The 13,935-nt window shown below is 63.6% G+C and carries 12 protein-coding genes; 11 read left to right on the forward strand and 1 reads right to left on the reverse strand.

Features of this window, described 5'->3' with window-relative positions:
- Positions 1 to 2: 2 nt before the first annotated feature.
- Positions 3 to 353 (forward strand): iron donor protein CyaY, encoded by a 351-nt coding sequence (gene cyaY / locus ABGI63_RS11760; protein WP_137941494.1) that lies wholly within the window; start codon positions 3 to 5, stop codon positions 351 to 353.
- Here cyaY and ABGI63_RS11765 read toward each other — a convergent pair.
- Entirely contained in the window at positions 343 to 2,745 is a 2,403-nt protein-coding gene (locus tag ABGI63_RS11765; RefSeq protein WP_349742599.1) for a penicillin-binding protein 1A, read from the reverse strand. The two genes, cyaY and ABGI63_RS11765, sit on opposite strands and share 11 nt — an antisense overlap.
- 274 nt (positions 2,746 to 3,019) lie before the next feature.
- Between ABGI63_RS11765 and ABGI63_RS11770 the strand changes: the two genes are divergently transcribed.
- From ABGI63_RS11770 to ABGI63_RS11815, 10 genes are all read left to right on the forward strand, one after another.
- Entirely contained in the window at positions 3,020 to 4,099 is a 1,080-nt protein-coding gene (locus tag ABGI63_RS11770) for a pilus assembly protein PilM (RefSeq protein WP_137941496.1), read from the forward strand.
- Complete coding sequence (locus tag ABGI63_RS11775) at positions 4,096 to 4,707, forward strand: PilN domain-containing protein (protein ID WP_349742600.1); 612 nt, start codon at positions 4,096 to 4,098, stop codon at positions 4,705 to 4,707. The genes ABGI63_RS11770 and ABGI63_RS11775 overlap by 4 nt, the downstream gene beginning before the upstream one ends.
- Positions 4,708 to 4,715: 8 nt before the next feature.
- Positions 4,716 to 5,408, forward strand: a complete 693-nt coding sequence (locus tag ABGI63_RS11780) for a type IV pilus inner membrane component PilO (protein ID WP_349742601.1) — start codon at positions 4,716 to 4,718, stop codon at positions 5,406 to 5,408.
- A gap of 35 nt (positions 5,409 to 5,443) precedes the next feature.
- Positions 5,444 to 5,947 (forward strand): pilus assembly protein PilP, encoded by a 504-nt coding sequence (locus ABGI63_RS11785; RefSeq protein ID WP_349742602.1) that lies wholly within the window; start codon positions 5,444 to 5,446, stop codon positions 5,945 to 5,947.
- Positions 5,944 to 8,151 carry a type IV pilus secretin PilQ gene (locus tag ABGI63_RS11790; protein ID WP_432767407.1) on the forward strand — a complete coding sequence of 736 codons (2,208 nt, stop codon included), beginning with the start codon at positions 5,944 to 5,946 and terminating at the stop codon, positions 8,149 to 8,151. The genes ABGI63_RS11785 and ABGI63_RS11790 overlap by 4 nt, the downstream gene beginning before the upstream one ends.
- A 73-nt stretch (positions 8,152 to 8,224) precedes the next feature.
- Entirely contained in the window at positions 8,225 to 10,276 is a 2,052-nt protein-coding gene (locus ABGI63_RS11795; RefSeq protein ID WP_349742603.1) for an Ig-like domain-containing protein, read from the forward strand.
- A 41-nt stretch (positions 10,277 to 10,317) separates the two neighbouring features.
- The gene (locus ABGI63_RS11800; RefSeq protein WP_432767415.1) at positions 10,318 to 10,857 is read left to right on the forward strand and encodes a shikimate kinase; all 540 of its coding nucleotides are present in this window, start codon (positions 10,318 to 10,320) and stop codon (positions 10,855 to 10,857) included.
- Between the two features lie 38 nt (positions 10,858 to 10,895).
- Positions 10,896 to 11,999, forward strand: coding sequence for a 3-dehydroquinate synthase (aroB, locus tag ABGI63_RS11805; RefSeq protein ID WP_349742605.1), 1,104 nt, complete (start codon positions 10,896 to 10,898; stop codon positions 11,997 to 11,999).
- A gap of 18 nt (positions 12,000 to 12,017) precedes the next feature.
- Positions 12,018 to 13,145, forward strand: coding sequence for a deoxyguanosinetriphosphate triphosphohydrolase (locus tag ABGI63_RS11810; protein ID WP_349742606.1), 1,128 nt, complete (start codon positions 12,018 to 12,020; stop codon positions 13,143 to 13,145).
- Positions 13,146 to 13,189: 44 nt separating this feature from the next.
- Positions 13,190 to 13,897 carry an REP-associated tyrosine transposase gene (locus ABGI63_RS11815; protein WP_349742607.1) on the forward strand — a complete coding sequence of 236 codons (708 nt, stop codon included), beginning with the start codon at positions 13,190 to 13,192 and terminating at the stop codon, positions 13,895 to 13,897.
- The last annotated feature ends 38 nt before the right edge of the window (positions 13,898 to 13,935 follow it).

Consider the following 13,935-nt stretch of genomic DNA (forward strand, 5'->3'; position numbering starts at 1 on the left):
TCATGACCGCCCCTGTTGCCACCCCGCTCGACGATGCCGACTACCACGCCAAGACCCGGGCCGTGCTGGACGGCGTCGAGGCCACCGTCGATGCCTGGCTGGAGCAGGACGTGATCGATATCGACAGCCACCGCACCGGTGGTCTGCTGGAGTTGAGCTTCCCGAACGGCAGCAAGATCGTGCTGAACACCCAGCCGCCCCTGCAGGAGCTGTGGCTGGCGGCGCGCGCCGGCGGCTATCACTTCCGCTATGTCGACGGCCGCTGGCTGGAGCGCGAGGGTCAGGAGTTTCATGCCCTGCTGTCGCGCCTGGCCAGCGCCCAGGCCGGCCAGGCGCTGAGCTTCAGCGCTTGAACAGATCGAGGATGCTCTTTTTCTCGTCCTCGCTGGCCGACTGAGGCAGGTGGCCCTCGTCGCTGCTGAGCTCACGCACCGCATTGCCGCCGGTGAACTCGTCGTAGTACCACTCGCCGTTCAGATTGACGACACCTTCGGGGGCGCTGTACTCGGACACCGGGATATTGCGCAGCGCGTACTGCATGTACTCGATCCAGACCGGCAGTGACAGGCCGCCGCCGGTTTCGCGGCTGCCCAGCTTGCGCGGCTGGTCGTAGCCTATCCAGACCACGGCCACCACCTCGCGCTGATAGCCGGCGAACCAGGCGTCCATCGAGTCGTTGGTGGTGCCGGTCTTGCCATAGAGATCAGGGCGCTTGAGCTGGGCCTGGGCCTTGGCGGCGGTGCCGCTGCGCGTCACCTCCTGCAGCAGGCTGTTCATCAGGAAGGCATTGCGCGGCTCGATCACCTGCGGGGTATCTTCGGCCTTGGGTGTCGGGGCCTCATAAAGCACGCGCCCCTGGCTGTCGGTCAGCTTGGCGATCAGGCGCGGCGTCAGCAGATGGCCGCCGTTGGCGAACACGCCATAGGCCTGGGCCATCTGCATCGGCGTCACCGAGCCGGCGCCCAGCGCCATCGTCAGATAGGCGGGGTGCTTGTCGGCCTCGAAGCCGAAGCGGGTCAGCCAGGCCTGGGCCTCGTGCACGCCGACCGACTGCAGCACGCGGATCGACACCATGTTCTTGGAGCGGGCCAGGGCCCGGCGCAAAGGCATCGGGCCCTCAAAAGTACCGTCGTAATTCTTCGGCTCCCAGGGCTGGCTGCCGGTATTGGCAGCGCTGAAGAACAGCGGCGCGTCATTGACCACGGTGCTGGGCGTCAAGCCCTTTTCCAGCGCAGCCGAGTAGATGAAGGGCTTGAAGCTGGAGCCGGGCTGGCGCCAGGCCTGGGTCGCGTGGTTGAACTTGTTCTTGGCGTAGTCGAAGCCACCGACCATGGCGCGCAGATTGCCGCTGCGCGGATCCATCGCGATGAACGCGCCCTCGACCTCGGGCAGCTGGGTGACGGTCCATTCCTCCTTGACCCCGTCCTTGCCAGTCTTGACCGTCTTCAGCACCCGGATGATGGCGCCGCGGCGGATGCGGGTCTTCGGATTGCCTTGCTCGGCCAGGCCCGAGGTGGCGGGCTTCAGACCTTCGCCGACGATGGTGATCGGGTCGCCGCTTTGCAGAGCTGCGACGACTTTCTTCGGACCGGCCTCCAGCACCACGGCGGGCAGCAGCTCGTCATTGGCCGGGTGGTCGGCCAGCGCCTCGGCAATGCGGGTGTCCAGGTCCTTGGGGTCCGCCGGCAGATCGACATAGTCCTCCGGGCCGCGATAGACCTGGCGCCGCTCGTAGTCCATGATGCCGCGGCGCAGCGCGCGATAGGCGGCGTTCTGCTCGTCGGCGCGCACGGTCAGATGCACGTTCAGGCCGCGGCTGTAGGCCTCATCGCCATACTGGTTGAAGATCAGCTGGCGTGCCGCCTCGGCCACATACTCGGCGTGGGTGGTGCTCTCGCTCATCTGTGGCCGGTAGCGCAGGCGCTCGGCCTTGGCCGCGTGATGCTGCTCCTCGTTGATGAAGCCGTTGTCCAGCATGCGGTCGATGATGTACTGCTGGCGCAAGGTGGCGCGGCGCGGATTGCTGATCGGGTTGTAGGCCGAGGGGGCCTTGGGCAGGCCGGCCAGCATGGCCGCCTCGGCGATCGTGATGTCCTTCAGAGCCTTGCCGAAGTAGACCTCGCTGGCGGCCGCGAAGCCGTAGGCGCGATGACCCAGGAAGATCTGGTTCATATAGATCTCCAGGATCTTGTCCTTGGGCAGGGCGCTCTCGATCTTCAGCGCCAGCAGGATCTCGTAGATCTTGCGTGTCAGCGTCTTCTCGGTGGACAGATAGAAGTTGCGCGCCAGCTGCATCGTGATCGTCGAGGCACCCTGGCTGCGCGACTCGCTGACATTGGCCAGACCGGCCCGCAGCACGCCCAGGTAGTCGACGCCGCCGTGCTGATAGAAGCGCGCGTCCTCGATCGCCAGCACCGCGTCCTGCATTACCTTGGGGATCTGTCCCACCGGCAGATAGTTGCGCCGCTCCTCGCCGAACTCGCCCAGCAGTGCGCCCTCGGCCGACAGCACGCGCAGCGGCAGCTTGGGGCGGTAGTCGGTCAGGCCGCTGATGTCGGGCAGATTGGGATAGGCCATGGCCAGTCCCAGGGCCAGCAACAGCAGCACGCCGGCGCAGCCAGCCAGCAGCAGGCCGGCCAGCCAGGCGAGGCTGCGACCGGCGAAGAGCAGGACAGGGTGGCTGGGTGTTAGGGGTGCGGACTCGGGTGACTGACCCCGCGTGGTCTTGTTCTTGGCGTCGCTCATGGGCCTCCGGATGGCGTCGGCCGATTATAGGAAGACGCTCGCCCGGCTTGCCGTGCCTGGCCTGTCGTCACATCCCGACACCACTGGCCGGAAACAAGCCCTTATTCGAGGCTTTTGGGGCTGCAAGAGGCGTGTATGTTTCGCAACGTGGTGTTACGGGCTGTGGCGGCAAAACCATGGGCTGTCATAGGCTTTGCTGCTAGCATTCAAGTAACTTATTAATAGTGCCGCGCTCCTAAAGCGTGTTGGGGCTCAAATTGGGGGAATAAGCGTCATGGGATTACTTGACGTACTGCTGGGTCGCAAGCATCCGCCCATGATTGGCCTGGATATCAGTTCGTCCAGCGTCAAGCTGGTAGAGCTGGGTCAGAACGCCAGCGGCGAAATGGTGCTGGAGCGCTTTGCTACCGAATCTTTCGAGAAGGGCTGGATTACCGACGGCCAGATCGAGAAATTCGACGAGGTGGCCGATGCCGTGCGCCGCGTTGTCGCTCGCAGCGGCACCCGCACCCGTGATGCCGTGCTGGCGATGCCGCAATCGGCGGTCATCACGAAGAAAATCATGCTGCCCGCCGGCCTGCGCGACGAGGAACTTGAAATCCAGGTCGAAGCCGAGGCCAATCAATACATTCCGTTCTCGCTCGATGAAGTGAGTCTGGATTTCTGCGTGATCGGGCCCAGCCCGACCTCGGTCGGCGATGTCGAGGTGCTGATCGCGGCTTCGCGCAAGGACCGGGTGCAGGATAGGCAGGGTCTGGCCGAGGCGGCGGGTTTGCGGCCGGTGATCCTGGATATCGAATCACATGCCTCGCGCATGGCGATGGGGCGGCTGATTACCAATCTGCCCAATGCCGGCAAGGATGCGCTGGTGGCCTTGTTCGAGATCGGTGCCGACACGACCAGTCTGAAGGTGCTGCGCGACGACGAAATGCTGTATGACCGCGACCAGGCTTTTGGTGGCTCGCAGCTGACGCAGCTGATTTCTCGCCAGTATGGCTTTTCCTTCGAGGAGGCCGAGCAGAAGAAACTCTCCAACGAGCTGCCGGAGGATTTCGAGACGGTGGTGCTGAATCCTTTCGTCGACAGCCTGTCACAGGAAATCGGCCGCGCGCTGCAGTATTTCTTCACCAGCACGCCGCACCACAAGGTCCACTATGTGATGCTGGCCGGTGGCACCGCGACGCTGGCTGGACTCAAAGAGCGCGTCACCGAGCTGACCGGTTTTGCCTGCATGGTGGTGAATCCGTTTGAGAACATGGGCTTGGGATCGGCCGTGCGCGAGCCCAAGCTGCGCCGCGAGGCTCCCGCCTATCTGACGGCCTGCGGTTTGGCGATGCGGAGGTTTTTCCAGTGATTCTGATCAACCTGCTGCCTTACCGGGAAGAGAAGCGCAAGCGTCGCAAGAATGCCTTCTTTGTCGGCGTTGGTTTCTCCGCCTTGCTGGGTGCCGGTGTAGTTGCAGCGACCTGGGCTTTGTTGCTGCATCTGACCGATGAGCAGCAATCACGCAACCAGTATCTGGGCTCGCAGATCAGTTTGCTGGAGGCGCAGATCAAGGACATCGCCAATCTGCGCGCCGAGATCGAGGCCTTGAAATCGCGCCAGCGTGCCGTCGAGGATTTGCAGACCGACCGCAATACGCCGGTGCATCTGCTCAATGAACTCGCCCGCCATACGCCCGAGGGGATTTACCTGACCAGCATCCGGCAGACGGACAAGGTGGTGACCGTGAACGGCATTGCCCAGACCAATGAGCGGGTGTCGGAGTTCCTGCGCAATGCGTCGCGAGGCTCGGAATGGCTGGATAAGCCGGAACTCGTCGAGATCAAGCTGGCGAATCTGAGCGCCAATACCCGGGATCAGAAACGCTTGTTCGAGTTTTCGCTGCGCGTGAGCATCAAGACGCCGTCGGCCGAGGCTGCGGCAGGTGCGGCTAGCGCGGTGGCGCCCAACAGGAGCTGAGCAGAGCCATGGTGACCAAGCGACCTTCCGTCGATATCAATGCCTGGTTCGAGGGCGTGGCCGAGCAGTTCCGTGGCCTCAATCCGAACGAGCCCGGTCAATGGCCTCTGCTGCCGAAGCTGGCGGCTTTCTTCGTCGTGGTACTGGCGGTGATTGCGCTGGGTTGGTTTTTGGTGCTGGCCGATGTGCAGGCCGCACTCGATGCCGAGCGCGAAAAAGAACCCAATCTGAAGCAGGACTACAGCAGCAAGCTGGCCCAGGCCGTCAATCTGCCCGAGTTGCGCAAGCAGAAGAGCCAGGTCGAGGAGTATGTGACCCAGCTCGAGAAACAGCTGCCCGGCAAGGCCGAGATGGATGCCTTGTTGTCGGATATCAACCAGGCCGGCCTGGGACGCGGCCTGCAGTTCGAGCTGTTCCGCCCCGGTCAAATCCTGGTGAAGGACTATTACGCCGAGTTGCCGATCGCCTTGCGCGTATCCGGTCGCTATCACGATGTGGGTTCGTTTGCCGCCGATGTGTCCAATCTGTCGCGCATCGTCACCTTGCACAACCTCAGCGTGGTCGCCCCCACCGGTAAGGACCTGGGTGGGGCGCTGAGCATGGAGGCCACTGCGCGAACCTACCGATATCTGGATGCTGGCGAAGTGGCCGAACAGAAGAAAGTAGCAGCCGGCAAGAAGGCTGCAGGAGCCCAAAAGTGATGGACTGCGGCAAGCGCCGATGGCGCGCTCTGGCAATGCTGAGCCTGGCCCTGTTGGGTGGCTGCGCGGCCGATCTGGACGAGCTGCAGCAGTGGATGGAGCAGGAGCGTAAGTCCGCCCGCGCGACCATCAAGCCGCTGGTGCCGCCGAAGAAATTCCTGCCGCAGCCCTACGAGGCGCAGGCCGGTGCCGACCCTTTCAGCACGCAAAAGCTCAGCGTGGCCCTCAAGCAGGAGGCGGCCCAGCCCAGTTCCCTGCTGGCCGCCGAGATGAACCGTCGGCGCGAGCCGCTGGAAGCCTATCCCTTGGACAGCATGTCCATGGTCGGCAGTCTGACCCGGCAGAGCCGTCGCTACGCCTTGCTGCGGGTCGACAACCTGCTGCACCAGGTCAAGGGTGGCGACTATCTGGGCCAGAACTTCGGCCGTGTGACCCAGATCAGCGAGACCGAAATTACCTTGCGAGAAGTCGTCCAAGACGCTGCGGGCGAGTGGATTGAACGCACCAGTACCCTCCAGCTGCAGGAGACGGGACGATGAAGAATTTTCAGGAGACCATCAGGATGAGCCTCTGGCGCCATATAGCGGGACCTCTGGCTTTGGCCTTCGGCGCATGTGTTCTTGTGCCGGCGCAGGCCTGGGCCCAGAACGCGATACGCTCGATCAACAGCGTGCAGCAAGCGGGCGTGGAGGTGGTGCGTATCGAGCTCACCCAGCCGCTGACCGAAGTGCCCAAGGGATTCACGGTGCAGACGCCACCGCGCATCGCGATCGATCTGCCGGGCATCAGCAATGCGATGGGGCGCAGTCTGGTCGAGATCAATCAGGGCAATCTGCGTTCGGCCAATGTGGCTCAGGCCGGTGACCGGACCCGGCTGGTGCTGAATCTGCGGCAGCCCTCCGGCTACCGCGCCGAGATCCAGGACAACGCGCTGGTGATCGTGCTGGACAGCGCGCCCGGAGTTGCCGCCGCGCCGAGCGGCAGCGCCGAGCCAGTGCACTTTGCGCAGAGTCTCAACAGCTCGCCGCAGACCTTGCAGGATATCGACTTTCGCCGCAGCGCCGATGGCACCGGCCGCGTGATCGTCAACCTGCCGAGCAACCAGGTCGGCGTGGACATCCAGCAGCAGGGTCAGAACCTGGTGGTCGAGTTCCTGCGCGCGAATCTGCCCGACCGGCTGCGCCGCAAGCTCGACGTCGCTGATTTCGGCAGCCCGGTGCAAACCATCTCGACGACCCAGAACGGCGAGCGCGTGCGCATGCTGGTCGAGCCCAAGGGCAATTGGGAGCACAGCGCCTACCAGAGCGACAACCAGTTCGTGCTGGAGGTGCGGCCGGTCAAGGTCGACCCCAACAAGCTGACGACGGGCCCTGGCTATGCGGGCGACAAACTGTCGCTGAACTTCCAGAACATCGAAGTTCGGGCCCTGCTGCAGGTGATCGCCGACTTCACCAACTTCAATGTGGTGACCAGCGACACCGTGACCGGCAATGTGACCTTGCGCCTGAAGGATGTGCCCTGGGATCAGGCGCTGGACATCATCATGCAGGCCAAGGGCCTGGGGCTGCGCAAGTCCGGCAATGTCTTGTGGATTGCACCCAAGGATGAGTTGGCGGCCAAGGAGAAGCTGGATCTGGAAACCAAGGCCCAGATCGCGCAGCTGGAGCCGACCCGCACGCAGGCCATCCAACTGAACTACACCAAGGCCGAGGAAGTGGCCAAGGGGCTGAGTGGCCAGACGGCCGGCCAGGGTGGCGGTGGCGGTGGCGGTGGCGGTGGCGGTGGCAGCAACAACACCCGCATCCTGTCGCCGCGCGGCAGCGTGATCTACGAGACCCGGACCAACCAGCTCTTCGTCTCCGACATCCCGTCCAAGCTGGAGGAGATCCTGGCGATGATCGCCAAGATCGATGTCCCGGTGCGGCAGGTGCTGATCGAGGCCCGCATCGTCGAGGCCGACGACAAGTTCGGTCGCTCGCTGGGCGTCAAGCTGGGTTCGCAGGACTTGCGCGGCCTGCAAGGCGGCATCCCCGGCTATAACGTCGGCGGCAGCAACTATGTGACCATAGGCGGCAACTCGCTGGCCGTCGGTGCGCAGACCAACCAGGGCGTGGCGCAGAACTACGCCAACAGCAACTTCGTCAACCTGCCGGCCAATGTCTCGTCGGACAGCTTCGGCGGCGCCACGGCGGCGACCTTTGCGCTATCGCTGTTCAGTGCCTCGGCCAACCGCTTCCTGAATCTGGAATTGTCGGCACTGGAAGCCGATGGCAAGGGCAAGATTGTCTCGAGCCCGCGTGTCGTGACGGCCGACCAGGTGCGGGCGCTGATCGAGCAAGGTGAAGAGCTGCCCTACCAGGTGGCCACCGCCAGCGGCGCCACCTCGATCCAGTTCCGCAAGGCCAATCTGAAGCTGGAAGTGACGCCGCAGATCACGCCCGAGGGCAATGTGATCCTGAATGTGGACGTCAACAAGGACAGCCGCGGCACCTTGACGCCACAGGGTTATGCGATCAACACCAAGCATGTGCAGACCCAGGTGCTGGTCGAGAACGGCGGCACCGTCGTGATCGGTGGCATCTTCACACTGGACGAGCGCGAGGACGTTTCTCAAGTGCCGCTGCTGGGCGATGTGCCGGTGCTGGGGCATCTATTCCGCAACAAGTCGCGGACATCAAGCAAGACCGAGTTGCTGATTTTCTTGACACCCAAGGTTGTGAATGATCGGGTGACCGTGCGTTGAGTCATCCGCACGCACAAACATAGGGAGAAGGCCGCGTCCTTTGAACAGGGCGCGGTGCATAAGGAGTGATCGAATGATGAGTTTCAAATTACCGAAGACGAGCGTGTGGCGCTATGCCGTGGTGCTCGGTCTGACGGCGCTGCTGGGCGCATGTGGTGGTGGTGGTGGTGCTTCCGGAGACCCAGTAGTGGGCGGTGGTGATGGGACTGCTCCTCCTGCAGCGTCGAAGGTCGCAGATCTCGCTTTGCAACTGACTCCTGACACGGTCGCCAACGATGGTAGTCAGCAGGCGACACTGACGGTGACCTCGCTGGATGCCTCTCGCAACGCAACGGGCGGCGTACCCGTGAGCCTGCAGGTGGTCGATCCTTCAAACACGGCCTTCATGAAAGGCGCCCCAGCCACAACCGACGCGACGACCGGACAGCTTACGGCCCAGGTTGATCTTGGAGGCGGTAAAGGCAATCGCAGCATCACTTTGAAAGCAGTTAGCGGTACGATTGAAAAGAGCGTGACTTTGAATGTCGTCGACGCGGTCGTGGTCGTTCCCGAAGCCAATGACATGTCGATAGTGCTGAGCCGTACCAATGTCACGAATACTGGGACAGACCCGGTGGAGGTGACTGTGACGGCCGTCGACTCTGCACGAAACGCAGTGTCAGGTCTGCCCGTAAGGTTTGTGGCTGACGACAAGGGCGCGGTTATCGTTGTAGGTAATGCAACGACCGATGTCAACGGCCAGGCCAAAGCCTCGGTGCGGATTGGCGCCGACCGTACCAACCGCACGATCAAGGTCACGGCCAATATTGGTGCCCTGTCCCGCGAAGCCAGCTTTATCGTCACCGGTTCCCGGCTGACGGCGACCCTGCTGCCGGCAACCCTGACGACCGGTTCTCCAGGTCAGGTGGAATACACCTTGACGGATTCGGGATCGAACCCGATGGCGGGTGTCGACATCACTGTGTCGGGCCCTGGCGCCTCGAGTGGCGCAGGCAAAACCGATGCGCTCGGCAAGTATCTCTACTCCTATACCGCTGCCGGAACTGGGCCGACGGTGATCAGGGCAGAAGCGCCCGGTGGTGTTCGCCTGGAGAGCACGGTGCAGATTGACGCCAGCGTCTCCGATGTGCCGGTAGGAACAGCAATTGCCTCGGCCACTTTCACGGCCTCGCCGGTGGTGGTCAATGTCAATCAGGTGGGCAGCACCAACAACCGTTCGGAGTTGCGCCTGCTGTTCCGTAGTGACAAGAACGAGCCTGTGCCGAATGTTCGTGTGCGGCTTGGCTTTGGTGCCAATGTCTCTGGCACCGATGGCGACATCAGTTCGGGCAAGGACAAGGTGATCGTGGCCGATGCCAATGGCGTGGCAGTTTCCAGTTTTATCGCCGGTCGCCGCTCCAGCCCGACCGAGCAACTGAAAATCTATGCATGCTTCGGCAAGACGGATGCGGTCGAGCAGATAGCCGCTTGCCCGGTGGAGAGATTGCGCACGGTATCGCTGACTGTGGTGGAGGAGGCGGTGTCGGTCTCCGTGGGTTCCAACAATCTGGTGATCGTCAACCAGAATACATACGCGCATGACTTCACCGTGCTGGTTGTTGATGCGGCCGGTAACCCGCGGCCCGATGCCCAACTGGCGGCTGTGCTGGATCTGCCGACCTATCGAAAGGGTTTCTGGAGCCGCGTCGGCTCCAACTGGATCAAGACCGAGCTTGCCACTTGCATCAATGAAGACAATGCGGTCGGTGTCGGTTATCGGAACGGCACGATAGAGACGGGTGAAGACGTCAACGGCAGCGGTCAGTTGGATCCGCGCAAGTCGGATGTGTCGATCAGCTTTGTCGGCTCGACCAGGACCAATGCTGCTGGTATGGCGACTTTGCGAATCGAGTATGCGCAGAGCTTTGGCTCTTGGGTTGAGTTCTCGATCCGGGTCAGTGCTTCCGGCGTCGTGAGCCCGCCTGCCTGGACCGGCCGGCTTGCTGCGGAAGGAGACACGGTGGGGACGCTCAAGGGCACGGCGCGGCTGCTGATCGTGCCCGCCGATATCTTGACGCAAGACGGTGCCCCGCCTTTTGTGCTTAGCCCTTACGGCACGACCGGCAACTGCGCCAGCCCGAACTGAATGGGCGAACTGTCTTGCCTTTTGTAGTTGCTCTTGTCGGCATGCCCGGCGGTGGCAAGTCCACCGTCGGCCGCCAGCTGGCGCGGCAATTGAGCGTGGCTTGTGTGGACTCCGATGCCGAGATCGAGAGTCGCCTGGGTCAGAGCATCCGCAGCTTTTTCGACCAGCAGGGCGAGGAGAAGTTCAGGGATGTCGAGTCCGAGGTGATTGCGGACTTGCTTTGCAGCCCGCAAGACATGGTGCTGGCCACCGGCGGCGGTGCCGTGCTGCGCGAGGCCAATCGAGAGGTCTTGCATCGACAGGCCACGGTGGTCTACCTCCGCTCCTCCCCCGAAGAACTCTTCCGCCGCCTGCGCCACGACACGCAGCGCCCGCTGCTGCAGGTCAAGGATCCCTTGAAGAAGCTGCGCGAGCTCTATGCCCAGCGTGATCCGCTGTACCGGCGCACCGCGCATTTCGTGCTGGAGACGGGGCGGCCATCGGTGCATGCCTTGGTCAATATGATTCTGATGCAGCTGGAACTGGCCGGGCTGGTGGATCCGGCGCGGGTGGCGGCGACGGTGGGCGCGGAGCGTTGCTGAACCAACAGCGCTGCGGCACGCCCGTACACTCGCTGCTTATGAGTAGTGATCGCTGTTCCCCCTCCACGGTTTCCATCGCGCTGGCCGAGCGCAGCTACGACATCCTGATCGGCCCGCAGCTGCTGGAGGATCCTGCCACCTGGCACGGCTTGCCCCGTGCCGCGGCGGCCCTGATCGTCAGCAATGCCACGGTGGCGCCGCTCTACCTGGAGCGACTGCGCAGCAGACTGCTGGCTCACTACAGGCGGGTCGATGCCGTGGTCCTGCCGGACGGCGAGCAGTACAAGGACTGGGCGACGATGAATCAGATCGTCGACCACCTGCTGGGCAGCGCCTCGGATCGCAAAACCGTGCTGTTCGCGCTGGGTGGTGGCGTGGTCGGCGACATGACCGGCTTTGCGGCCGCCATCTATATGCGCGGCGTGCCTTTTGTACAGGTGCCTACCACCTTGCTGGCCCAGGTCGACTCCTCGGTCGGTGGCAAGACCGCGATCAACCATCCGCTGGGCAAGAACATGCTCGGCGCCTTCTACCAGCCGGCCCGGGTGATTGCAGACCTGGACACGCTGGACACACTGCCACCGCGCGAGCTGGCCGCAGGCCTGGCCGAGGTCATCAAGTACGGGCCGATCGCTGACGCCGACTTCCTCGACTGGATCGAGGCCAATCTGGGTGCGCTGCTGGCGCGCGACAAGGCGGCGCTGGCCTATGCGGTCAAGCGCAGCTGCGAGATCAAGGCCTGGGTCGTCGGCCAGGACGAGCGCGAGCAGGGCCTGCGTGCCATTCTGAATTTCGGCCACACCTTTGGCCATGCGATCGAGACCGGCCTGGGCTATGGCGAATGGCTGCATGGCGAGGGCGTTGGCTGCGGCATGGTGCTGGCCAGTGATCTGTCGGTGCGCTTGGGCCTGATGCCGCCGGAGTTTCTGACCCGCATGCGCCGCCTGATCGCGGCGGCCGGCTTGCCGGTGCGGGCGCCGCGCCTGGGTGTTGATCGCTATCTCGAGCTGATGCGGGTGGACAAGAAAAGCGAGGGTGGCGAGATCCGCTTCGTGTTGATCGAGGGCCTGGGCAAGGCTGGCATGCGCGGGGCACCGGATGCGCTGGTGGCCGAGGTGCTTGAAGCCAACGCCGCCGACTGAACAATCAATCCCGCCACGATGCCGCTCGCCCGCTACGCTTGTGATCCTCTCAACAGCCGTGGTCGGCGGTTCGCCGAGCCGCCGGCCCCGACACGCAGCGAGTACCAGCGCGACCGTGACCGCATCGTCCACAGCACCGCGTTCCGGCGTCTGGTCTACAAGACCCAGGTCTTCCTGAATCATGAGGGCGATCTGTTCCGCACCCGGCTGACGCATTCGCTGGAGGTGGCGCAACTTGGCCGCTCGATCGCCCGCACCTTGCGGCTGGATGAGGATCTGGTCGAGGCGATCGCGCTGGCCCACGATCTGGGCCATACGCCTTTCGGCCATGCGGGTCAGGACGTGCTGGACGCATGCATGCGCGGGCATGGCGGCTTTGAACACAATCTGCAGAGCCTGCGCGTGGTCGACCAGCTGGAGCAACGCTACCCGGCCTTCGACGGGCTGAACCTGAGCTTCGAGACCCGCGAGGGCATCCTGAAGCATTGCAGCAAGCGCAATGCGCAGCTGCTGGAGGCGGCCGAGCCGGGCGGCGTGGCGGCACGCTTTCTGGGCGGCCAGCAGCCCGGCCTCGAAGCCCAGCTCTGCAATCTGGCCGACGAGGTGGCCTACAACGCGCACGACATCGATGACGGGGTGCGTTCCGGGTTGATCGAGCTGGAGCAGCTGGAAGAGGTGTCGCTGGTGCAGCGCTATCTGCGCCAGGCGCTGGCCGAGTTTCCGCAACTCAAGGGCAAGCGGCTGCTGTTCGAAACCATACGCCGCATGCTGTCGGAGCAGGTCTACGACATCATCAAGGCCAGCCAGGCCGCCTTGGATGCGGTGGCGCCGGCCGACGTCGATGCCGTGCGGGCGCAGGCTCCGCTGCTGCGCTTCAGCCCCGAGATGCGCACCGCCAGCACCGAGCTCAAGCGCTTTCTCTTTGCCAAGCTCTACCGCCACCCCCAGGTGCAGGAGACCCGACTGCGTGCCGAACAGGTGCTGCGCGAGCTGTTCGAGATTTACATCAACGACAGCAGCCAGCTGCCTGCCGATCACGCGCAGACCGATGACGCCCACCGTGCCTGCGCCGACTACATCGCCGGCATGACCGACCGCTTCGCCTTGCGCGAGCACCAGCGCCTGACCGGCAAGCAGCTGTTCTGATCTTTCCTTCATAATGGGGTCAGGTTCAATTAAAGCCCGATCCCATGGCCCGACTTCCCCGCCTGGTGCTGCCCGGCCAGCCGCACCACATCATCCAGCGCGGCAACAACCGCCAGGCCATCTTCGTCGACGACCAAGACCGTCAGCATTTCCTCGCCACCTTGCGGGAGTGTGCGCTAACCCATCAGGTTGCCATCCATGCCTATGTGCTGATGGACAACCATGTACACCTGCTGGCCACACCGCGGCAGGTGGATGGCTTGAGCCGCATGATGCAGTCGCTGGGGCGGCGCTATGTGGGCTGGTTCAACCATCGTCATGGTCGTAGCGGCACCTTGTGGGAAGGGCGCTTCCGCGCGGCACTGATCGAGGGCGAGCGCCATCTGCTCGCCTGCGCGCGCTATATCGAGCTGAATCCGCTGCGGGCCGGCATGGCGGTGGATGCGGGCGCCTACCCCTGGTCCAGCTGCGCCCACCACCTGGGGCGCCGGCGCGATCCGCTGGTCACCGAACATCCGATGTACTGGGCCTTGGGCAACACACCCTTCGAGCGCGAGGCTGCCTACCGTGAGCTGATGGAGCAGGGTCTCAGCGACGAAGAGGTCGGGGCACTGACGGCCTCCGCCCTGAAGGGCTGGCCGCTCGGCTCGGCAAGTTTCTTGCAAGGGCTTGCCGCACAGGTTGACCGTCCGATGGCGCCCCGCAGCCGGGGCCGCCCGCGCAAGCGTGCTGATGACTCTGTCCCTAATTAAAAGGCGTGATTTGATTTGGCGGGTTTTTATTTGAATCT

It is taken from the genome of Roseateles cavernae (assembly GCF_040187885.1).
In the GTDB taxonomy this organism is placed as follows: Bacteria; Pseudomonadota; Gammaproteobacteria; order Burkholderiales; family Burkholderiaceae_C; genus Roseateles_E; species Roseateles_E cavernae.